This is a genomic window from Pukyongiella litopenaei (genome assembly GCF_003008555.2).
Taxonomy (GTDB): Bacteria; Pseudomonadota; Alphaproteobacteria; order Rhodobacterales; family Rhodobacteraceae; genus Pukyongiella; species Pukyongiella litopenaei.
In genome coordinates this window covers 2,803,841-2,825,829 of the sequence record NZ_CP027665.1, presented here as the reverse complement: position 1 = coordinate 2,825,829, position 21,989 = coordinate 2,803,841, and the positions used below count along the sequence as shown (strand labels likewise).

Here is a 21,989-nt window from a genome sequence, read left to right as displayed (position 1 = left end):
CCGATTGCTCGGCAAGGATCTCTCCGAGATTGCAGCAGGAGACGGCATAGCGGACATAGCCAGACGCCGCGTGGAGGATGACATGTTTCGGATACTGGCTGCCCTTGAACCTGATCACCCCCTTCGATGAAAAGTACCCGCACTCATCGCAAGAGCTGCTGACGCCGGGCAAGGCCCGTGTTACACCGCCCCAGACCCTGAAGGCTGCCGCCTGACAAGAGGCCAATGCGACAGTTCAAGCAGGCGGAAAACGAGTTGAACATTCAGGATCACTTGTCCATGAAGGGTGCAGCATGAAGAAATGCGTTGTCATAACGGGCACTGGCCGGTCGGGTACGTCATTGACGGCAGGGCTGTTGTACCGGGCCGGCGTCGTCATGTCAGAGGACATGGTAGAGGCAAGTGCGCAAAACCCACGCGGCAGCTATGAAGATCGGCGCATCCAGCTGCTTCAACGGGAGATGTTATCGCAACTGGGGCCATTGACGATGCCGCCGCCCAAGGACTGGCTCAAAACTCCGGCGGTCGCAAACTCCCTACCGAAGCTCCGTGATGTGGTGCGGGAAGGTATCGAGAGCGCGCGCGGCGCGCCCTGGGGTTTCAAAGACCCCCATTCCGCCTTCACGATGCCGCTTTGGACCCGAATTTTCAACGAACTCAAGGTTGTCCCGTCCACGTTCCTGTGCGTACGAGAGCCATCGGCCGTAATCACCTCACTGATCCGGCAGTATGATTTTGACAGCGCGACGGCCGAAGTGTTCTGGTTGACCAAGATTATCCGGCCCATTCTCGACACCGGCGCCGACCTGTTCATTGTCAACTACGAGACCTTGCTGACGGGTGACAAAGCCACGCTGACGGCGATGTTGGATCACGCGGGGGTCTCCGGCCCCGAATCCCTGGACGAGGTTACTGGTTTCATCGAGCCCAAGCTGAACCGTAGTGGGACAAATTCCTACAAGATCACCAACCCGAGGGTGGATCGCTTGTGGGCCGCCCTCGCAGATTGCCAAGGGGCGGACTTTGATCGTGATGCACTGATGCGAACCGCTCAGGAAATCCAATCAGACATGGCGCAATGGTCAGGTCTGATGAACGAGATCTATCGTTTCCATCAAGCCGCTGTGAATGCTGGTCCGGCCAGACAGGAAAGGGCACAATCCGCAGAGTTGGAGGCGGCACGCCAAACGATCGCAACTCAGCAGCGCGAGCTCGAAACAGCACGCGAAATGGCAGCAACTCAACTGCGCGAGCTTGAAACAGCCCAGGGACACATGCAGGACGCCGCTGAAGAGATTTCCCGGCTGAGAGTGTTTGCAAAATCCCTTGCAAGGAATGAACCCAGTATTCGGGCGGAAGCGCGCAAGAAAGTCGAAGCCTTGAAGCAGGAGCAGGATCGTCAGAAAGCCAAAATTTCCGCCCTTCAGAAAGAGCGGGATCGTTACAAGGACGAGATCATCGGGCTTTATGGATCAACGACATATCAGGCCGGTCGGCATTTGCGCGAGATCCGTGATCGCCCCATAAGCGGCCTCATACGCTTGCCATCCAGGCTCAGAAACCTGCTGCGCGCCCAGCGTTCGAAACAAAGCCGTGGATTGCTTTAGAGACCAGAGGTGATCCCGCCGCCAGGGCGCGCAACAAGATAGTTCGCGCCTCGCATCGCTTCGTCCGATCCCCCGGACGCGCTGGAGGGCCATCAGGCCCGGACTCGGGGCGATGCCCGGGGGCGATATCGCAAGGCGTTCGACGAACTGACCTGATCCGCGTTTCCTGGCACATCAGGTCAAAACAAATTGCGGAGATATGGATTTTCCCATAGTCCTGCATGGGTTAAAGTTTACTCTGTGGCAGACACCTGCGGCAGCACAAGAAACGGGGAAAATATGGGCGAAACCACATCCCCTGGTGATGTTGATCTGTCCCGTGACTGGGGACATCTGCTACCTGGCTTTGCACGGTCCCAAGTTGACGGACCGCGCGCGCTCCGAGGCGTTCTGGCATGGGACGCCCCGATAACACCCACGCCTTTGCGCCAAGCCAACTGGCGGTCGCTCGATGTCGCCGTAATAGGAAGCCGGCGCTTGCTTGATGGGCTACGGCCGCTGTGCTCACCGATCCAACTGACCCGGCAAAACTGGCGCGCCGTCCGCGACATACTCCGTCCGGTCCTTGTCATCGTCGACGCCTTCACCACGTCCGCAGATGGGCGCTGGTCTCTCGATGATCTGAGCAACAGCGCCCCGGATGACGAGAACTCGGTGGCGGCGATCCTGCGCGGGTTCAAGAGCGCCGGGGTGCCAACTGTCTTCTGGAACACGTTCGATGTCATCTATGCAAATCGCCTGGCAGATCTGGCCAGGACATGCGACGTGGCGGTCTGCAGTGACGGTCGACATAGATCTCGCGTCTATGGCGGGCATCTCCCGCCGGCTTGCGCGCCGTCAGTGCAATCCGCTCTGGCTGCGCCGGGGCGGCGTTCAAAAGAAGACAGGGCTCTCATCAATGTTGCGGAACCCGCTTCGCTGGCGGTGTTCGACGGTTGGGCCAATCTTGTTCGCAATCGCTCGGAGTTGTCGTTTCTGGACAAGCTCGGCCCGAAAGGCTTGGCGATTGTAGACTCTCGCTATCGCATCTGGGCCAACCAGAAAGAGGCGTTGGGCGAATTGGGTAGCGCCTTGCTGGGCTGTGTCACGCGCCCCAGCTTGTGGTCCCTGATGCGCAAGACCAATATTCGTCTTGCCTCGACAACGACTCTGACGACTGAACACGAAATTCTGTGGGACACGCTCGAGGCGGCCTCATGCGGCACCGCCACGGCGTTACGCGGCAACCGGCCCAAGGACCTGCCCAAGGCGATGTGTCACGCCTACAAGTCAGACCAAGCCATTGTCGATGCCGTGCACGCTCTTGGTGACGACCCCGTCGAGCAACTGGTCCAAAGCCAGCACGCCTGGCGGCATGCGATGGAAACGGGCACCTTTGCACATCGTCTGGACGCGATTTTTAACATCCTGGGATTGGAGGGTGGTTTTGCCAAACGACCTCTGGTCACGGTCCTGTGCGCGACCTTCCGCACCGAGTATATCGGACATATTCTATCGCATTTTGACGCCCAGACCTATCCCAGCAAAGAGCTTGTGATGGTGGTCAACAGTTCTTCCCTGACCGAAGCCAAGGTGCGCGAGATAGTGGGGCCGCGCAAGGACGTGCGTATCTCTGTCGTGCCGGCAGAACGCGTCGAGGCCGGGAGCCTGAACCATGGCATCGCGATGGCGCAGGGTGAATACATCGTGAAAATGGACGACGATGATATTTATGGCCCACATTACGTATCGGACATGATGCACCACGCCCTGTCCCACGATCTCGATCTCTTTGGGAAAACCAACCGCTTCTTCTATTTCACCGAGCAAGACGCCTCTTACATGCGGCACGCAAAATCAGACTGCACGATGGTCGCGCCCAATGAACTGATGGCAACGCATATCGGAGGTGCGTCACTCTCTGGCCGCCGGGATTTCTTCCGGCGCCACCCCTACCGCGAAGGCAACTTTTCAGCCACAGATTCACATTACTACGCCAACCTGGAAAACCATGTCGCCGACAATCGGGTCGCTGTACTCGACGATACCGGATTTCTCTATCGCCGACGCAGTGCCTCGGAACACAGCTGGACGGTTAATAATGATAAACTGATGTCTGAAATGAGCAGATTTTGCGATGGCATCCTGGAACGCATACTGGACTAGAAAGAAGGTAAGATGGCATTGACCCAAACTGGCACACCCTCCAGGGCCGACCGCCTTCTGGCAAAAGCGACACAGTACAACAAGAGTCACAGTATCGCCGGTTACACCACGCAGACTTTGGCCAATATGGCCCGACAGGTCGATTTCGAAGACGCGCGTGTGCTGGAATTCGGCGGTTGGAACATCCCGACAGACATCACCCTGGGCGATCTGGGGGCCCGCAGCTGGTTGTCGGTGGACATGATCGGCAGCCTGTCCGGCACCTATCAACAGAAACGGTTTTCCCACCTCAAGGACATAGAAATATTCGACTATGTTCAAGGCGCGGACCGTATCGAGAGAGACGGGTTCACAGTTGTTGATGGAGACGCGACGATGCTCCCCGAGCCCTATTTCGGGAAGTTCGATATCGTCGTCACGATTGCCACGATCGAGCATGTGCTGGACATGGTTACCTTCCTGGAAAAGGCGTGGCGGGCGCTGAAGCCGGGCGGGACGCTGGTCACACGGTTTGGACCGGTTTGGGCCAGCCATATCGGCCACCATGCGTTCGTCTCTCCCGAGATCAATTTCCAGAAGCCCGAAGGCCCCATAGGCCCCTGGGGACATCTCTTGCACCGCCCCGGCGACATGCAGGATATTCTGAGCAAGGCGGGTGAACCGGGAAACGTAATCGCCAGGACAATTCACCAGCTTTACACGTCGCCGCGTATCAACCGGTTGTTCAACGAAGATTACCACGCTCTCTTTGCCAATTCGCGGTTCGATGAGACGACCTGGACCCCGTGCTGGGGCAAGAAACCCGACCAAGACATGTTTGACCGTCTACGCCTGGCTCATCCCCACGCGCATGATTTTTCGACCGGGGCATGGGAAACCGTCAGCCGCAAAGGCTGACCATCCGCTTTGCGGGATAGCAAATCGATCCCGCAGGTCGGCGTTGCCTTCACCGGCTGCCGAACACGGGCGGGTCTCGGGAACGAGATCACCCCTGGCCCTTTGGGACCGCGGTTTCCCTGCGGCGGGAACCGGCGTTCAGGCCAGCATCACCACCGGATTTTCCAGGTTGTCCACGATCGCCTGCAGCAGTTTTGCACCCAGCGCCCCGTCGATGACCCGGTGATCGACCGAGAGCGTCACCGACATCACCGTGGCCACGGCCAGTTCGCCATCTTCGCCAACGACGGGTTTCTTCACGCCAGCGCCGACCGCCAGGATCGCCCCATGCGGCGGGTTGATCACCGCGTCGAAATTGTCGATCCCGAACATGCCCAGGTTGGAGATGGCAAAGCTGCCGCCCTGGTATTCATGCGGCGCCAGTTTGCGGTCGCGGGCGCGGGTGGCGAGATCCTTCATCTCGGCCGACAGCGCCGACAGCGATTTGGTGTCGGCGTCCCGCAGGACCGGGGTGAACAGCCCGCCCTCGATGGCAACGGCAACCGCAACATCCGACGGTTTCAGCCGGAGCATCCGGTCGCCGGCCCAGACCGCGTTGGCGTCGGGCACCGCCTGCAGCGCGTTGGCGCAGGCCTTGATGATGAAATCATTGACCGACAGCTTGACCCCGCGCGCGTCCAGCTGCCGGTTCAGCTGGGACCGGAACGCCAGCAGCGCATCGAGGCGGATGTCGCGGCGCAGGTAGAAATGCGGGATCGACTGCTTGGCCTCGGTCAGCCGCGCGGCGATGGTCTTGCGCATGCCGTCGAGCGGGACTTCGTCGAAGTTGCGATCTTCGTATATGCGCGCGACCATGTCGGCGGACGGCCCCGCCGCCAGAGCGGCCACGGGCGCGGGGGCCTCGGAGATCGCCGCCGCCGGGGCGTCAGCAGGGGTCGCAACAGGGGCCGCAATGGCCCCTTCGACATCGGCCCTGACGATGCGGCCATGCGGGCCCGAGCCCTTGACGGCGCCCAGGTCCAGACCCTTTTCGGCGGCGATGCGCCGGGCCAGCGGCGAGGCGAAGACGCGGGCGCCGCCGGTCTGGACAGGAGCGTTGGCAGGGGCCGGTGCTGGCGGCGCGGCTTTCTCGGAGCCCCCTGCCGGGGCCGCCTCGGCAGCCGTGTCGGCCTGGGCGGCCTCCGGCGCCGCGGCAGCGGAGGGCGCGGCCGCGATATCGCCCGGCTCTTCGCCCTCTTCGACCAGAATGGCGATGGGCGAATTGACCTTCACGCCCTCGGTGCCCTCGGCCACGAGGATCCTGCCGACGACGCCTTCATCGACGGCCTCGAATTCCATCGTCGCCTTGTCGGTTTCGATCTCGGCCAGCAGATCACCGGAGTTGACGGTGTCTCCTTCCTTGACCAGCCATTTGGCGAGCGTGCCCTCCTCCATCGTCGGGCTCAGCGCGGGCATCAGGATTTCGGTGGCCATGGGGGCATGTCCTCTTAGTTCGAGAATGAGTAGAGCAGCGTGACGACATCGATCAGCAGGATCGCCGCGCAGAACGTCACGAATAGTCCGATGACCAGCGTCCGCGCGCGCGAGATCCGGGGGTGGTTCCGGTTCAGCCAATGGGCAAAGCCGCCCAGCGCGGTGGCATCGCGGTGTTCATGCACCGCCAGGTAGTCGAGACCGAGTTGCAGCCGCTGCTGGTCGAGCACGATATAGAGCACGGCGGCATAGGATACCGCGCAGGCAACGCAGAGCATGGCCCGGATCGGCCAGGACCCGGTCAGGCTGCCCTGCACGGCCAGCAGATCGAAGCTGATCGCATCGACGGCGCCGAGATTGAACGCGACCGAAACGAAGGACAGAACGAGAAACGCCCCGCAGACATAGAGAAGGTTGCGGTCGTTGTCCTTGCGCGAGGCGACGATGCTTTCGAAAAGCCAGTCGCCGCCTGCCGGCATCCTGTCACCGTCGATCGTCATGTCCTAGCGATAGGTCACTTGCTTGACCGCCGCGATCACCTCGTCGGTGGTCACCAGCGCCAGCTTTTCCAGGTTGGCGGCATAGGGCATCGGCACGTCCTTGCCGGTGCAGTTGATCACCGGTGCATCCAGCCAGTCGAACGCCTCCTGCATCAGCACCGACGAGATGTAGCTGCCCACCGATCCCTGCGGCCAGCCTTCCTCGACCGTGACGCAGCGGTTGGTTTTCATCACCGAACGGATCACCGTGCCGGTATCCATCGGCCGCAGCGTGCGCAGGTCGATCACCTCGGCCGAAATCCCTTCCGCGGCCAGCCTGTCGGCCGCCTCGAGCGCGTATTGCATCCCGATGCCGAAGCTGACGATGGTCACGTCGTCGCCCTCGCGCCAGATCCGGGCCTTGCCGAAGGGGACGGTGAAATCGTCGAGTTCCGGCACGTCGAAACTGCGGCCATAGAGGATTTCGTTTTCCAGGAAGATCACCGGGTTCGGGTCGCGGATCGCCGATTTCAGCAGCCCCTTGGCGTCAGAGGCCGAATAGGGCATCGCCACCTTCAGGCCCGGCACCTGCATATACCAGGCGGCATAGTCCTGGCTGTGCTGGGCCGCGACGCGGGCCGCCGCGCCATTGGGGCCGCGAAACACCATCGGGCAACCCATCTGGCCGCCGGACATGTACAATGTCTTGGCCGCCGAGTTGATGATCTGGTCGATCGCCTGCATGGCAAAGTTGAAGGTCATGAATTCGACGATGGGCCTGAGCCCGCCAAAGGCCGAGCCGACCGCGATCCCGGCAAAGCCGTGTTCGGTGATCGGGGTGTCGATCACCCGCCGGTCGCCGAATTCGTCCAGCAGACCTTGGCTGATCTTGTAGGCACCCTGATACTCGGCCACCTCCTCGCCCATGAGATAGACGGTCTCGTCGCTGCGCATCTCTTCGGCCATCGCGTCGCGCAGGGCCTCGCGCACGGTCTGGGCCTTCACCGCGGTGCCTTCGGGCCAGTCCGGCGACTGGTCGACCACAGGCGCTTCCGGTGCGGCGGCAGCAGGCGCGGGTGCTACGGGCTGTGCTGCGGGGGCGGCGGGAGCAGCGGTTCCGGCAGCCACGTCGCCCACCTCCTCGCCCTCTTCGACCAGGATGGCGATGGGCGAATTGACCTTCACGCCCTCGGTGCCCTCGGCGATCAGGATCCTGCCGACGATGCCTTCATCGACGGCCTCGAACTCCATCGTCGCCTTGTCGGTTTCGATCTCGGCCAGGATGTCGCCGGACGACACTGTGTCGCCTTCCTTGACCAGCCATTTCGCCAATGTGCCTTCTTCCATGGTGGGGCTCAGCGCGGGCATCAGGATTTCGGTTGCCATGTCGTGTTCCCCTCAGGCGTAGATGTCGGTCCAGAGTTCGTCCACGGACGGCTCGGGGCTTTCCTTGGCGAAATCGGCGGCGGAATTCACCACGTCCTTTATCTCCTTGTCGATGGCCTTGAGATCGTCCTCGGTCGCGTGCTTTCCGGTCAGCAGCATCTGCCGCACATGTTCGATCGGGTCGCGCTCCTCTCGCATCTTCTGCACCTCTTCGCGGGTGCGGTACTTGGCCGGGTCGGACATCGAGTGGCCGCGATAGCGGTAGGTCTTGATCTCGAGGATATAGGGCCCCTTGCCCGCGCGGCAATGCGCCACCGCCTTCTCGCCCGCCGCCTTGACCGCCAGCACGTCCATGCCGTCGACGGTTTCGCCGGGAATGCCGAACGCCTCGCCACGGGTGTAGATGTCCGGCGTCGAGGTGGACCGTTTCTGCGCCGTTCCCATCGCGTACTGGTTGTTCTCGATCACGAACACCACCGGCAGGTCCCACAGCGCGGCCATGTTGAAGGTCTCGTAGACCTGACCCTGGTTCGAGGCGCCGTCGCCGAAATAGGTGAACGTGACCCGGCCGTTGCCCAGATACTTGTCGGCAAAGGCAAGCCCCGCCCCCAGCGGCACCTGCGCGCCGACGATGCCGTGGCCGCCGTAGAAATGCTTCTCTTTCGAGAACATGTGCATCGAGCCGCCCTTGCCCTTGGAATAACCGCCCTCGCGCCCGGTCAGTTCCGCCATGACCCCGCCGGCATCCATGCCGCAGGCCAGCATGTGGCCGTGATCCCGGTAGGAGGTGATGCGCTTGTCGCCTTCCTCGGCGGCGGCCTCGAGCCCGACCACGACGGCCTCCTGCCCGATATAGAGGTGACAGAAACCGCCGATCAGCCCCATGCCATAGAGTTGCCCGGCCTTTTCCTCGAATCGGCGGATCAGCAGCATCTCGCGGTAGTAGGTCTTGAGCTCATCTGCGGAAATGTTTGGTTTCTTTGCGCTTTTCCGGGCAGCCATGCGTGTCGATCCCCTTCTGGAAAAGATAGTTTAGCGTTAAACTATCTAATAGCGGAAATCGGCCACGGTTGCGAGTGGAAATTGTGACGCCGGGTCGCCGGCCCGGATCGCGCCGGGCTCAGCGGATCACGATCTCGTCGGCGCGCAGCAGGCCCAGCACCTCGCGTGCCTGCTGGTCGAGCAGGTCGAGATCGAGATAGTCGTCGGACAACCGCCGGGTCAGGTTCTCGATCCGCGCGATGTCTTCGTTCAGGCGGTCGCGTTCCGCGCCCAGCGCCTTGGTTTCGGCCGCCAGCTCGACCCGCCGGAACAGTCCGAAATCTCCCTGCACGGCGGCGAAGGTGAAATAGACACACAGCGCAAATGTGGTCGCGAAATAGATCAAGGTGCCGATGCCGGCACGTCTGGTACGGGTCACTCTGCCTTGCCTCATTGTCGCCGCTTGCCGGGCGTTGATCGCATATTGGCACAGCCGCCCGGCATTGTGAATCCCCGGCTGCCGCGTCCCGCCGACGCGGCGTAAGCTGTGTTCGTGACGCCACGACCGGCTGACGCATCGGCCAGCGGCACGCTATCCTGGGCCCAAAGGAGGAGCCCCCATGACCATGCCCGTATCCGCACCCCGCATCGAGTTGGGCACCCATGACGTGGCGAACCAGCCCGTCCCGCGCGCCGGCCGCGATCTCTGGTCCGAGGACCTGATGCTGCAGGATCACGCGACCGCCCACGGCGCACAGCTGTCCAGCCTCGCAATGGCCGGTGCCAGCTATGGCGCGGCCGAGCAGTTCGAGGCCGCCGCCGAGGCCCGCCGCGACCCGCCGCGCCTGCAGCTGTTCGACCGCGCCGGGCGCCGGCTGGACGAGGTTGCGTTCAATCCCGGCTATCACCGGATGATGGACGTGGCCAAATCCTGCGGCTACGCGTCGGTCGCGTGGGAGGGCCGGCCGGGCGGTCACGTCACCCATGCCGCGCAGGTCTACATGCTGGCGCAGGTCGAACCGGGCGTGTGCTGTCCCATGACCATGACCTACGCCGCGATACCGGCGCTGGCCGCGGATGACAGGCTGAGCGCGGACTGGCGGCCCAAGCTGCTGTCGCGCAGCTATGATCCGTCACTGCGCCCCGTCGCGCACAAGGCGGGCGCGACGCTGGGCATGGCGATGACCGAGAAACAGGGCGGTTCGGACGTGCGCGCCAACACCACCCGCGCCCTGCCCGACGGCGATCATTACCGCCTGACCGGGCATAAATGGTTCTGCTCGGCGCCGATGTCGGACGGGTTCCTGACACTGGCGCAGGCCCCCGGCGGATTGACCTGTTTCCTCGTGCCGCGCTGGCTCGAGGGCGAGCGCAACGGCATCCGCCTGCAACGGCTCAAGGACAAGCTGGGCAACCAGGCCAACGCCTCGTCCGAGATCGAATATGTCGATGCGCTGGCCTACCGGCTGGGCGACGAGGGCGCGGGCGTGCGCACCATCATCGAGATGGTCCACCACACGCGGCTGGATACGGCGATGGCGCCGGCGGGGCTGATGCGCGCGGCGATCACCGAGGCCCATTGGTGGGTGCAGGGGCGCAGCGCGTTTCAGCGGCGGCTGATCGACCAGCCGCTGATGCGGGCGGTGCTGGCCGACCTGGCGCTCGATACCGAGGGCACGCTGGCGCTGGGGCTGATGATGGCCGCCGCCTTCGACCGGGCGGATGACGACAGCCGGGCGCTGGCCCGGATCGGCGTGGCGCTGGCCAAGTATCTGGGCAACAAGCGCTGCATCCCCGTCATCGGCGAGGCGATGGAGGTGCTGGGCGGCATGGGCTATGTCGAGGAAACGCCAATGCCGATGCTCTACCGCGAGGCGCCGCTGAACGGGATCTGGGAAGGGTCCGGCAACGTGATCTGCCTGGACATCCTGCGCACGCTGGCGCGCGAGCCCCGCGCCGGCGAGGTATTGGCGGCGGTGCTGGACGAGGCGCGCGGCGGCGACCGCAGGTATGACGCGGCGCTGGAGGCCCACCGCGCCCGCTGGCCGGGGTTGCCGCCCGAGGCGCAGGCCCGCTGGTATGCGGAAAGCCTCGCCACCCTGCTGACCGCCGCATCGCTGATCCGGCACGCCCCCGCGCCGGTCGCCGAAGGTTATGTGACCGGCCGGATTGCGGGGGACCGCGGGTCGCTGCCCGGCTCGGTCGCGGATATCGACACCGATGCGATCCTGGCGCGGCTGGGGTGAGACGTCTCAGCCCAGCAGCGCGGCCACGCCGGGCAGGGTCTTGCCTTCCATCCACTCAAGGAACGCGCCGCCCGCGGTCGAGACATAGGTGAATTCATCGGCCACGGCGGCGTGGTTCAGCGCCGCCACCGTGTCGCCGCCGCCCGCCACCGACACCAGCCCGCCATGCAACGTGCGCGCGGCGGCCTTCTGCGCGGTCGCGATCGTGGCCGCGTCGAAGGGCGAGATTTCGAATGCCCCCAGCGGGCCGTTCCAGATCAGCGTTCTTGCCTCGGTCAGCGCCTCGTTCACCTCGGCCACCGTTTCCGGCCCGGCATCGAGGATCATCGCATCGGCCGGGCAGGCATCGGCCGGCACCACCTCTTGCGGGGCGCCTTCGCGGAATTCACGCGCCACCACCACGTCCACGGGCAGCATCACCCGGCAGCCGGTGGTTTCCGCCTTGGCGAGAATGTCGCGCGCGGTGCCCGCCATGTCATGTTCGCACAGCGAGGTGCCGACCTCGACACCCCTGGCGGCCAGAAAGGTGTTGGCCATGCCGCCGCCGATCGCGAGGATGTCCACCTTCTCGACCAGGTTGCCCAGCAGGTCCAGCTTGGTCGACACCTTGGCTCCGCCGACCACCGCCATCAGCGGGCGCACCGGGTCGCCCAGCGCGGCATCCAGCGCCGACAGTTCCGCCTGCATCAGCCGACCGGCGCAGGCGGGCAGCAGCCGCGCCAGCCCTTCTGTCGAGGCGTGGGCGCGATGGGCGGCGGAAAACGCGTCGTTGCAGTAGATGTCGCCCAGCCCGGCCATCTCGGCCGCCAGCGCGGGATCGTTCTTTTCCTCGCCGGGATGGAACCGGGTGTTTTCCAGCAGCAGCACCTGGCCGTCGGGCAGGGCGTCGGATGCGGCCTGTGCCGCCGGGCCCCGGCTGTCGGCGCAGAACATCACCGGCACGCCGAATGCCTGTTCCAGCGCCGGGACCAGCGGCCGCAGCGACATCGCGGGCACATGCCGCCCCTTGGGCCGGCCGAAATGCGCCAGCAGGATCGGCCGGCCGCCACGCGCCAGGATATCCGCCACGGTCGGCGCGACCCGCCGGATGCGCGTATCGTCGGTCACGGCGCCGTCCTGCACCGGAACGTTGATATCCACCCGCACCAGCACCCGCTTGCCCGCAAGCTCCATGTCGTCCAGCGTCTTCCAGCCCATGTCGCGCCCTCTTCTCAACGATGGGGGCTTTTCCCCTACCCGGCCGCATGGCGTCAATGGCTCTCTTGGCATTCGGTCCCGCGCGCCTTAGGAACGGGTCCGACCCAAGGAACAGGAGGCCACCATGGCCGAGATCAAAGATCCCGAAAACACCATCCTGATGGAACTCAAGGACGGCACCGTCACCATCGAGCTGCTGCCCGACGTCGCGCCCCGGCATGTCGAGCGGATGAAAGAGCTCGCGCGGTCGGGCGCCTATGACAACGTGTGCTTTCACCGCGTGATCGACGGCTTCATGGCCCAGACCGGCGACGTGAAGAACGGCAATATGGAAGACGGCTTCAACCTGCGCATGGCCGGGACCGGCGGGTCCGACCATCCCGACCTGCCGGCGGAGTTCTCGAAACTGCCGCATGATCGCGGCACGCTGGGCGCCGCCCGGTCGGCCAATCCCGACAGCGCCAATTCGCAGTTCTTCATCAACTTCAAGGACAACCATTTCCTGAACGGCCAATACACCGTCTATGGCCGCGTGGTTTCCGGGATGGAGCATGTCGATGCGATCACCCGTGGCGAGCCGCCCGCGGAACCGGACCGGATGGTTTCGGTCAAGGTTGCCGCCGATGCGTAAGCTGGCCGCACTGTTCGCCCTGCTGGCCGGCCCGGCGCTGGCCACGGGGCTCGAGATCGAGGTCGCGGGCGACGGCGCCAACGGCACTGTCGTGATCGACCTCGCCGATGACGTGGCGCCGGGCCATGTCGCGCGGATCGCCGAACTGGCGCGATCGGGCGCCTATGACGGGGTCGTGTTCCACCGCGTCATCGACGGGTTCATGGCCCAGACCGGCGATGTCAAACACGGCCGCGAGGGCGGCGACCTGAGCCGCGCCGGCACCGGCGGGTCGGACGGCGCCAACCTGAAGGCCGAGTTCTCGGACCTGGATTTTGAGCGCGGCGTGGTCGGCATGGCCCGGTCGCGCAGCGTCGACAGCGCCAACAGCCAGTTCTTCATCATGTTTGCCCCGGCCCCGCATCTGAACGGGATGTACACCGTGGTGGGCAAGGTAACATCGGGCATGGAGGTGATCGACGCGATCACCCGCGGCGACGGCGCGAACGGCGCCTTCGTCACCGCCAGCCCCGACGTGATGAAAAAGGTCACCGTGACCGACTGACCCAGTGACCCGGCGCACCGCGCCGGGCCGCCCCTGCCCCAGATCGGCCTGACCCTGTCGATTCGATATGTCGGATTGGAGCGGGTAGCGGGAATCGAACCCGCGCGTTCAGCTTGGGAAGCTGACAGGCTACCATTACATCATACCCGCCGCGCCGCTTTGCATACTTGGCCATGCGGCGGGTTACAAGACTGTTTCGCGCCCCGCGGTGCCGCGTTTTGGCCCGCCGCTAGCCGGTGCGGCGTTCGTCGAAGCTGAGCGCGATGAAGCTGGGCAGGTGATCGCCCATGCCGACCACGCCCTTGCCGCCGCCCTTGCCATCTCCCTGGCGATCGTGCCGCGGTTTCGACCGCGCGGGTTTCTCGGGGCTGTCGGCCTGCTGCGGGGTTTCGGCGTCATCCGCCGCCTTGCTCTTCGCTGGCTTTTCCCTGGCCGGCTTTTCTCTGGCCGGCTTGTCCCTGGCCGATTTTTTCCTGGCTGGCTTGTCCCCGGAGGCGTCGTCATCCGCATCGGATTTCGCCGCCACGTCATCGGCCGCCGATTTCAGCGGGTTGTCGCGGCGCGGGATTTCCTTCTGAACCAGCCGTTCCACCGCATCCAGCGCTTTTTCGTCGCGCGGCGTGCAGATGGTCAGCGCCGTGCCGTCGCGGCCCGCGCGGCCGGTGCGGCCGATGCGATGCACATAATCCTCGGCATGGCCGGGCACATCGTAGTTGAACACATGGCTGACGCTGGGCACGTCCAGCCCGCGCGCGGCCACGTCCGAGGCCACCAGGATCCGCAGTGACCCGTCGCGAAACCCGTCCAGGGTGCGGGTGCGCTGGCTCTGATCCAGGTCGCCATGGATCGGCGCGGCGTCATAGCCGTATTTCTTCAGCGACTTGGCGACGATATCCACATCCGTCTTGCGGTTGCAGAAGATGATCGCGTTGGTGCATTTGTCGCCCTCTTCCTCGATCAGGGCGCGCAGCAGCTTGCGCTTTTCGCTGCCTTCGCGGTCGCGGCGGCTGGCCTTGAACAGCACGACGCCCTGGGCGATGTTTTCGCCGGTGGTGGCCTGCCGGGCCACCTCGATCCGTTCCGGGTTGGACAGGAATGTATTGGTGATCCGCTCGATCTCGGGCGCCATGGTGGCCGAGAAGAACAGCGTCTGCCGGGTGAACGGCGTCAGCGAGAAGATGCGTTCGATATCGGGGATGAACCCCATGTCGAGCATCCGGTCGGCTTCGTCCACGACCATGATCTGCACGCCGGTCAGCAACAGTTTGCCGCGCTCGAAATGATCCAGCAGCCGGCCCGGCGTGGCGATCAGGACATCGACACCACGGTCGATCAGCGCGTCCTGTTCCTTGAACGACACGCCGCCGATCAGCAGCGCCTTGGTCAGTTTCACATGCTTGGCATAGGTGTCGAAATTTTCGGCCACCTGCGCGGCCAGTTCACGCGTGGGGCACAGCACCAGGCTGCGCGGCATCCGCGCACGCGCACGGCCGCGGGCCAGCGCGGTGATCATCGGCAGCGTGAAGCTGGCGGTCTTGCCGGTGCCGGTCTGCGCGATGCCCAGGACATCGCGCCCTTGCAGGGCGGGGGGAATCGCACCGGCCTGGATCGGCGTGGGGGTTTCATAGCCGGCCTCGTCAATGGCCTTGAGGACCTTGGGGTTCAGGTCGAGATCGCTGAATTTCGTCATATGTGTCCGATTGTTGCGGACACTGATCACGGCCCGCGCGGCTGAACGAGCCGGACCCGGATGGTCCTGCGCAACCTGCGCATGGTGGCTCTGGGCTGCGACTTAGCAAATCATGCACATTGCGTCAAACGCCATGCGGGACCATGGCTGCGCAAGTGTTGCCCTGCCGCCGGCCGGACTCGACAAAACGCACCCGAAACGCTAGAGCAAAGGCAAATACTTTATGCTTGAAATATCTCGGGAGAGCCTGCCGTGACCGATTTTGCAGCAACGCGGGGCATGTTCGATCTGCCCGACGGCGTGATCTATCTGGATGGCAATTCGCTGGGCCCCCTGCCCCGCAGCGCGCCGGGCCGGATGGACGGCGTGATGGTCGAGGAATGGGGCAAGCTGCTGATCACCGGCTGGAACAAGGCGGGCTGGATGGCCAGATCGGTCGCGCTCGGCGACCGCATCGCGCGGCTGATCGGGGCCGAACCGGGCCATGTGGTCGTCGGCGACACGCTGTCGATCAAGGTCTACCAGGCGCTGGCGGCGGCGCTCGAGATGAACCCGGACCGCAAGGTGATCCTGTCGGATACCGGCAATTTCCCCTCCGATCTCTACATAGCCGAGGGGCTGATCGGTTCGCTGAAACAGGGGCACGAGCTGCGCACGGTCGCGCCCGAGGACGTGGAGGCCGCGATCACCGACGAGGTGGCGGTGCTGATGATCACCGAGGTCGACTACGGCACCGGGCGGCTGCATGACATGAAGGCGCTGACCGAAAAGGCCCATGCGCACGGGGTGGTGACGGTCTGGGACCTGGCCCATACCGCCGGCGCAACCGAGGTGAAGCTCGCCGCTTGCAACGCCGATTTCGCGGTCGGCTGCACCTATAAATACCTCAATGGCGGCCCCGGCTCGCCCGCCTTCATCTATGTTGCCCCGCGCCACGCCGACACCGCCCGGCCCGCGCTGGCCGGCTGGCTGGGCCATGACGCGCCCTTTGCCTTCGAACAGACCTATCGCCCGCATGCCGGGATCGAACGGATGCGCGTCGGCACGCCCCCGGTGCTGGCGATGGCCGCGCTCGATGCGGCGCTGGATATCTGGGACGGCGTGGACATGGCGGCGCTGCGGCGCAGATCGGTGGAACTGACCAGCCTGTTCATCGATGAGGTCGAGGCCGCCTGCCCGATGCTGACCCTCGCCAGCCCGCGCGCGGCTGACCGGCGCGGCAGCCAGGTGTCGTTCCGCTTTGCCGATGGCTATGCCGCGATGCAGGCGCTGATCGCGCGCGGCGTGATCGGCGATTTCCGCGCCCCCGACATCATGCGGTTCGGGTTTGCCCCGCTCTACATCGACGAAGGCGACGTGCGGCAGGCGGTTGCGATCCTGTCGGACGTGATGGGCAACCGGCTGTGGGACAGGCCCGAATACAAGACCCGCGCGGCGGTGACATGATCCGCCACCTGCCCGCCAGCGCCCTGCCGCCCCTGTGCCGGCCCGCCGGCTGGATCGCGCTGTGGCGCCGCATCGCGCTGGCGGGCAACCTGAACCGGAGACGTGACCTTTTCCCTTGCCAGACTGATACCGAGGAAAGGACACGACATGACCCAACCCAAAGATACCGCCCGCTATGATCCCGCCGACGATGGCGCCCAGATGGATTTCGACGGGCTTATGTCCTATGGCGACTACCTGCATCTCGACGCGCTGCTGACCGCGCAGGAACCCTGCAGCGACACCCATGACGAGATGCTGTTCATCATCCAGCACCAGACATCCGAGCTTTGGATGCGGCAGGTGATCCACGAACTGGACGCGGCCCGCGATACGCTGATCTCGGGCCAGGCGCGCCCGGCCTTCAAGATGCTCGCCCGCGTGGCCCGCATCTTCGAACAGCTCAACAATGCCTGGGACGTTCTGCGCACGATGACGCCCAGCGACTACACCGCCTTTCGCGACAAGCTGGGACAAAGCTCGGGCTTCCAGTCCCACCAGTATCGCCAGATCGAATTCATGCTGGGCAATCGCAACCGCGCGATGCTGCGCCCCCATGCGCACAAGCCGCAGGTCCTGGCGCTGCTCGAGGCCGAGTTGCAGAAACCGTCGCTCTATGACGTTGCGTTGCGGCAGCTGCATGCCGAGATTGCCCTGCCCGACGCGGTGCTGTCGCGCGCGCCCGAGTTGCCGCACGAGGAAAACGCCGGGGTGGCGGCGGCTTGGACGCAGGTCTATCGCGCGCCGCAGGACCACTGGACGCTGTATGAACTGGCGGAAAAACTGGTGGATCTCGAGGACTATTTCCGCCGCTGGCGTTTCAACCATGTCACGACCGTCGAACGCGTGATCGGCTTCAAGCGCGGCACCGGCGGCACCGGCGGGGTGAGCTATCTGAAACGGATGCTGGCGGTCGAGCTGTTCCCCGAACTCTGGCACCTGCGCACCGAGCTCTAGGCCCGCGCAGGCGGCTGGCGCCTCAGCCGCCCAGCCCGTTCCCGATCAGCCGGGCCAGGCGTGACAGCTTGGCCCGGTAATCCTGCGGCGACGTGATGATGGATTTCAGCCCGTGCTTGGCGGCCAGGATGACAACGGCGGTTTCGGCCGGGTCGTCCACCCCCCGCCGTTCGAGCCATTGCGCGAACAATCCGACGATCCGCGCCTCGCCCTCACGGGCGATATCGGCGGCCGAATTTGCCTTGGTATCAAGCAGCTCTTCGCCATGGGGCGACGACAGCAGCGCCACGAACGCGGCCCCGCCATAGGCCTCGAAGGCGGCGCACAGCACCGCGTCCGCCGGGCCCTCCGCCTCGAGCGCCGCCGCCACGTCCTGCGCCGCCCGGTCGTAGAAGGCGGCAGACAGCGACCGGAAGATGTCTTCCTTGTTGCGGTAATGCAGGTAGAGCGCGGCACGCGACATGCCCGCCTCGCGGGCAATGTCGGCCATCGCGGTGCGACGGAACCCGTAGCGGGCGAACACGGCAAGCGCCGCGTCGAGAATCGCCGCCTGCTTGTCACGGGCCGCCGGATCATGCGCGGCCTGATCACCGAATTCCACATCCATGCCTGACGTGCTGACATCAAATACAAATATTGTCAATTGACATACTGACACTATTGGGCGATTTTGTCAGAGGCTGCGATGAGGAGACCCATGCCATGACCACCACGCTCAGGATCAACGGCGAGACCCACGAGGTCGATCTGCCCGGCGAGGTGCCCCTGCTGTGGGTGCTGCGTGACGAGATCGGGCTGACCGGCACCAAGTTCGGATGCGGCGTCGCCGCCTGCGGCGCCTGCACCGTGCATGTGAACGGCGTGGCCGTGCGCTCCTGCCAGCTGGCGCTGGACGATGTCGACGGCGAGGTGACGACGATCGAGGGGCTGGGCGGCCCCGACGCGCTGCATGCGATCCAGGCGGCCTGGGTGAAACACCAGGTGGCCCAGTGCGGATACTGCCAGTCGGGCCAGATCATGCAGGCCGCCGACCTGTTGGCACGCAACCCCGCCCCCAGCGACGCCGAGATCGACGCGGCGATGCAGGGCAACCTGTGCCGCTGCGGCACCTATCCGCGTATCCGCGCCGCCATCCATGACGCCGCCGCCGCGATGAAAGGAGCCTGACATGTCCCGTATCGGCACGATCGCCCGCCGCAGCTTTCTGATCGGAACCGCCGCCATCGCCGGCGGTGTGGCCTTTGGCGTCTATTACGCGAAAAAGGGTGTCGCCAACCCGCTGAGCCCGCGCGACGGCGAGGCGACGCTGAACCCCTATGTCCTGATCGACCGGCAGGGGGTGACCATCATCGCCCCGCGCGCCGAGATGGGCCAGGGCACCCGCACCACGCTCGCCGCACTGGTGGCCGAGGAACTGGACGTGGCCTGGGAAGAAATCCGGGTGCTGCACGGCCCGCCGGCGCAAGCCTATTACAACGGCGCCATCGGGGCGGCGCTGCTGCCCTATCCCGAATACCGGCTGACCGATCTCCAGCGCAGGATCGGCGGCGGGCTCGGGGTGGTGGGCAAGGCGATGAGCCTGCAGATCACCGGCGGATCGACCGCGATGATCGACGGGTTCAAAAAGATGCGCCATGCCGGTGCCAGCGCCCGTGAAACGCTGAAGGAAGCCGCCGCGAAACGGCTGGGCGTGGCGCGGGCCTCGCTGAAGACCGAAAACGGCCGGGTGATCGCGCCCGACGGCACCGAACTGGCCTATGTCGACCTAGCCCCCGAGGCGGCGGGCATCGACCCGCCAAAGGTAGGCCTGCGCCCGTCCAGCGACTGGAAATATCTCGGCAAATCCATGCCGCGGGTGGACATGGTGGGCAAATCCACCGGAACGGCGGTCTTTTCGATCGACGTGCGCCCCGAGGGGCTGAAATTCGCCGCCCTGCGGCGGAGCCCGTATCTGGGCGGCGGCATGACCGGCTTTGACGCCGGTGCCGCCGAGACCATGCCCGGCGTCGACCGGGTGGTGGACATGGGCGACGGCATCGCCGTTGTCGCTTCGAACACCTGGCTGGCCATGCAGGCCGCCGAGGCGGTCGAAGTGGACTGGGCGCCCAGCCCGCATCCCGCGACCATGGCCGATATCTCGGCGCGGCTGGCGGCCGCCCTTGACGGCGAGGCCAATTCGGAGATGCGCAGCGACGGCGATGCCGACACGGTGCCCGAGGGCGCCACTCTGGTCGAGGAAGAGTATCACATGCCCTATCTGGCCCATGCCACGATGGAGCCGATGAACGCCACCGCGCTCTATACCGGGGACAGCCTGACCATCTGGGCCGGCACCCAGGCGCCGATCATCGCCCGCGACAAGGCCGCCACCGAGGTCGGGCTGACCCCCGGACAGGTCACCGTCTACACGACGCTCATGGGGGGCGGCTTCGGCCGGCGCAACGAATATGATTTCGTGGTTCACGCCGCCCGGCTGGCCAAGGCGATGCCCGGCACGCCGGTCAAGCTCACCTGGCCGCGCGAAGAGGACATGACCCACGATTTCTATCGCCCGATCGCCATGGCCCGCTATCGCGGCGCGGTCAGGGACGGGCGCGCGGTGATGCTCGACGGGCAGGTGGCGACGCAATCGGTCGGCCGGCAGGCCGGTGGCCGGATGATGGGCATGGAGCCGGGCGGCCCGGACAAGTCCAGCGTCGAAGGCGCGTTCGACCAGCCCTATGCGATCCCCAGTTACCGGCTGCGGGCCTATCTCGCCGATCTCGATCTTCCGGTCGGGTTCTGGCGCTCGGTCGGGTCGTCCTTCAACGCCTTCATGTTCGACAGCTTCCTCGACGAGATGGCCCATGCCGCCGGGGCCGACCCGCTGGAGTTCCGCCATGCGATGATGAAGGACGAACACGCGCCTTCCGCCGGGACGCTGGCCGCGGTGCGCGAGATGTCGGGCTGGACCGGCCAGACGCCCGACGGGGTGGGCCGCGGCGTCGGGTTCTGCTTTTGCTTCGGCACGCCCGTCGCCACGGTGATCGAGGTCAAGGACGAGGATAGCGGCATCCGCATCGACCGCGCCTGGATGGCCTGCGACGTGGGCACCGCGCTCGATCCGTCGATCATCGAGGCGCAGATGTTCGGCGGGCTGATCTTTGGCCTGTCAGCGGCCTGTTTCGGTGAAATCACCTTTACCGACGGCGCGGTGGACCAACTGAATTTTCCCGATTACGACGCGCTGCGGATGCACAATGCGCCCAAGGTCGAGGTGCGGGTGCTGGAAACCAACGCCCATATGGGCGGCGTCGGCGAACCCGGCACGCCGCCGGGCATGTCGGCGCTGGCCAACGCCATCTTCGATCTCACCGGCAAACGCGCCCGGTCGCTGCCGCTGATGCACGAATTCGACCTGCTGGCCTGAGCGGGTCAGACGCTGTGCAACTGGCCCGCAGATCCCGCAGACCCCGCAGAGGCTGACGCGGTGCCCGCCGCCCAGCGTCGCACGGCATCGCCGAAGGCCACGAATAGCGGGCGCGACACCGGGTCGGTGGCCGCGTTCCATTCCGGGTGCCACTGCACCGACAGGGTGAAACCGGGGGCGCCGTCGATATAGATCGCCTCGGGCGTGCCGTCGGGCGCGTGCCCGTCGATCACCACACCGCTGCCCGGCCGCTTGATCCCCTGCCCGTGCAGCGTGTTGGTCATCACCTCGGAGGCGCCGAACAGGCGCTGGAACGGGCCGCCCTCGGAGAACCGGACCCGGTGGCGCAGGGCAAATTTCTCTTCCAGCGAGCCATCGGGCGGCATCCGGTGGTTGTCGCGCCCGGGAAGGTCGCGGATCTCGGGATGGAGCGACCCGCCCATGGCCACGTTGACCTCCTGGAAACCGCGGCAGATACCCAGGAACGGCTGACCGCGTTCGACGCAGGCGCGCACCAGCGGCAGCACGATCGCGTCGCGGGCGCGGTCGAACTCGCCATGCGCGTCGGTCACCGGTTCGCCATATTCCTCGGGATGCACATTGGGCCGCCCGCCGGTCAGCACGAACCCGTCGCAGGCCTCGAGCAGTTCGGACACGCTCATGTAGCGCGGGTCCGCCGGCACCAGCAGCGGCAGGCAGTCGGACACCTCGGCCACGGCGGCCGAGTTCATCTTGCCCCCCGCGTGGGTCGGATATTCATCGTTGATCAGGTAGGAGTTACCGATGATTCCGACGATGGGTCGCGCCATGTGGTTTGCCTGTTCGTTTTCCCTGTGGACCACACGATAAGGTGAGCGCGCAG

Annotated in this window: 19 protein-coding genes and 1 tRNA gene; 10 read left to right on the top strand and 10 right to left on the bottom strand. The window is 65.2% G+C overall.

The genetic code is table 11. The features are described from left to right. Positions 1-293 precede the first annotated feature (293 nt). The 3 genes from C6Y53_RS14045 (at position 294) to C6Y53_RS14035 (ending at position 4,649) form a co-directional block, all read left to right on the top strand. Positions 294-1,607: a sulfotransferase family protein gene (locus C6Y53_RS14045; protein WP_106472994.1), complete on the top strand. Its 1,314-nt coding sequence runs from the start codon at positions 294-296 to the stop codon at positions 1,605-1,607. Between the two features lie 477 nt (positions 1,608-2,084). Further along, a complete protein-coding gene (locus tag C6Y53_RS14040) occupies positions 2,085-3,752 on the top strand; it encodes a glycosyltransferase family A protein (protein WP_211299392.1) in 1,668 nt (555 codons plus the stop codon). Positions 3,753-3,764: 12 nt separating this feature from the next. Beyond that, entirely contained in the window at positions 3,765-4,649 is an 885-nt protein-coding gene (locus C6Y53_RS14035; protein ID WP_106472992.1) for a class I SAM-dependent methyltransferase, read from the top strand. A gap of 138 nt (positions 4,650-4,787) precedes the next feature. Here C6Y53_RS14035 and C6Y53_RS14030 read toward each other — a convergent pair whose 3' ends face one another. From C6Y53_RS14030 to C6Y53_RS14010, 5 genes are all read right to left on the bottom strand, one after another. Continuing rightward, positions 4,788-6,122: a pyruvate dehydrogenase complex dihydrolipoamide acetyltransferase gene (locus C6Y53_RS14030; RefSeq protein ID WP_106472991.1), complete on the bottom strand. Its 1,335-nt coding sequence runs from the start codon at positions 6,120-6,122 to the stop codon at positions 4,788-4,790. 14 nt (positions 6,123-6,136) lie between these two features. Continuing rightward, positions 6,137-6,622: a hypothetical protein gene (locus C6Y53_RS14025; RefSeq protein WP_106472990.1), complete on the bottom strand. Its 486-nt coding sequence runs from the start codon at positions 6,620-6,622 to the stop codon at positions 6,137-6,139. A 3-nt stretch (positions 6,623-6,625) separates the two neighbouring features. After that, positions 6,626-7,987, bottom strand: coding sequence for a pyruvate dehydrogenase complex E1 component subunit beta (locus C6Y53_RS14020; protein ID WP_106472989.1), 1,362 nt, complete (start codon positions 7,985-7,987; stop codon positions 6,626-6,628). Positions 7,988-7,999: 12 nt separating this feature from the next. After that, positions 8,000-8,989 (bottom strand): pyruvate dehydrogenase (acetyl-transferring) E1 component subunit alpha, encoded by a 990-nt coding sequence (pdhA, locus tag C6Y53_RS14015; protein WP_106472988.1) that lies wholly within the window; start codon positions 8,987-8,989, stop codon positions 8,000-8,002. Positions 8,990-9,107: 118 nt separating this feature from the next. After that, on the bottom strand, positions 9,108-9,407 hold the full coding sequence (locus tag C6Y53_RS14010; RefSeq protein ID WP_244614843.1) for an FtsB family cell division protein: 300 nt from the start codon (positions 9,405-9,407) through the stop codon (positions 9,108-9,110). Positions 9,408-9,594: 187 nt separating this feature from the next. On the opposite strand from C6Y53_RS14010, the gene C6Y53_RS14005 reads away from it, so the two are divergent. Next, positions 9,595-11,214: an acyl-CoA dehydrogenase family protein gene (locus tag C6Y53_RS14005; RefSeq protein ID WP_106474117.1), complete on the top strand. Its 1,620-nt coding sequence runs from the start codon at positions 9,595-9,597 to the stop codon at positions 11,212-11,214. A gap of 6 nt (positions 11,215-11,220) precedes the next feature. Here the strand turns inward: C6Y53_RS14005 and C6Y53_RS14000 are convergent, their stop codons facing one another. After that, a complete protein-coding gene (locus C6Y53_RS14000; RefSeq protein ID WP_106472986.1) occupies positions 11,221-12,411 on the bottom strand; it encodes a phosphoglycerate kinase in 1,191 nt (396 codons plus the stop codon). Between the two features lie 124 nt (positions 12,412-12,535). On the opposite strand from C6Y53_RS14000, the gene C6Y53_RS13995 reads away from it, so the two are divergent. Both C6Y53_RS13995 and C6Y53_RS13990 read left to right on the top strand, forming a co-directional pair. Continuing rightward, positions 12,536-13,042, top strand: coding sequence for a peptidylprolyl isomerase (locus C6Y53_RS13995; protein WP_106472985.1), 507 nt, complete (start codon positions 12,536-12,538; stop codon positions 13,040-13,042). Further along, entirely contained in the window at positions 13,035-13,586 is a 552-nt protein-coding gene (locus C6Y53_RS13990; protein ID WP_106472984.1) for a peptidylprolyl isomerase, read from the top strand. Before C6Y53_RS13995 ends, C6Y53_RS13990 begins: the two co-directional genes overlap by 8 nt. 76 nt (positions 13,587-13,662) lie before the next feature. Here C6Y53_RS13990 and C6Y53_RS13985 read toward each other — a convergent pair. Together C6Y53_RS13985 and C6Y53_RS13980 are read right to left on the bottom strand one after the other, a co-directional pair. After that, a tRNA-Gly gene (locus C6Y53_RS13985) sits at positions 13,663-13,736 on the bottom strand. Positions 13,737-13,815: 79 nt separating this feature from the next. Then, a complete protein-coding gene (locus C6Y53_RS13980; protein ID WP_106472983.1) occupies positions 13,816-15,276 on the bottom strand; it encodes a DEAD/DEAH box helicase in 1,461 nt (486 codons plus the stop codon). 252 nt (positions 15,277-15,528) lie between these two features. On the opposite strand from C6Y53_RS13980, the gene kynU reads away from it, so the two are divergent. Further along, complete coding sequence (gene kynU, locus C6Y53_RS13975; protein ID WP_106472982.1) at positions 15,529-16,722, top strand: kynureninase; 1,194 nt, start codon at positions 15,529-15,531, stop codon at positions 16,720-16,722. Positions 16,723-16,869: 147 nt separating this feature from the next. Further along, positions 16,870-17,718: a tryptophan 2,3-dioxygenase gene (gene kynA / locus C6Y53_RS13970; protein WP_106472981.1), complete on the top strand. Its 849-nt coding sequence runs from the start codon at positions 16,870-16,872 to the stop codon at positions 17,716-17,718. Between the two features lie 22 nt (positions 17,719-17,740). On the opposite strand, the gene C6Y53_RS13965 is transcribed toward kynA, so the two are convergent. Next, positions 17,741-18,325 (bottom strand): TetR/AcrR family transcriptional regulator, encoded by a 585-nt coding sequence (locus tag C6Y53_RS13965; RefSeq protein WP_106472980.1) that lies wholly within the window; start codon positions 18,323-18,325, stop codon positions 17,741-17,743. Between the two features lie 95 nt (positions 18,326-18,420). Here C6Y53_RS13965 and C6Y53_RS13960 point away from each other — a divergent pair, with 95 nt between their 5' ends. Together C6Y53_RS13960 and C6Y53_RS13955 are read left to right on the top strand one after the other, a co-directional pair. Beyond that, positions 18,421-18,885 carry a (2Fe-2S)-binding protein gene (locus C6Y53_RS13960; RefSeq protein WP_106474116.1) on the top strand — a complete coding sequence of 155 codons (465 nt, stop codon included), beginning with the start codon at positions 18,421-18,423 and terminating at the stop codon, positions 18,883-18,885. Between the two features lies 1 nt (position 18,886). Beyond that, the gene (locus tag C6Y53_RS13955; protein ID WP_106472979.1) at positions 18,887-21,127 is read left to right on the top strand and encodes a xanthine dehydrogenase family protein molybdopterin-binding subunit; all 2,241 of its coding nucleotides are present in this window, start codon (positions 18,887-18,889) and stop codon (positions 21,125-21,127) included. A 5-nt stretch (positions 21,128-21,132) separates the two neighbouring features. Here the strand turns inward: C6Y53_RS13955 and C6Y53_RS13950 are convergent, their stop codons facing one another. Beyond that, on the bottom strand, positions 21,133-21,936 hold the full coding sequence (locus C6Y53_RS13950) for a gamma-glutamyl-gamma-aminobutyrate hydrolase family protein (RefSeq protein WP_106472978.1): 804 nt from the start codon (positions 21,934-21,936) through the stop codon (positions 21,133-21,135). Positions 21,937-21,989: the final 53 nt, after the last annotated feature.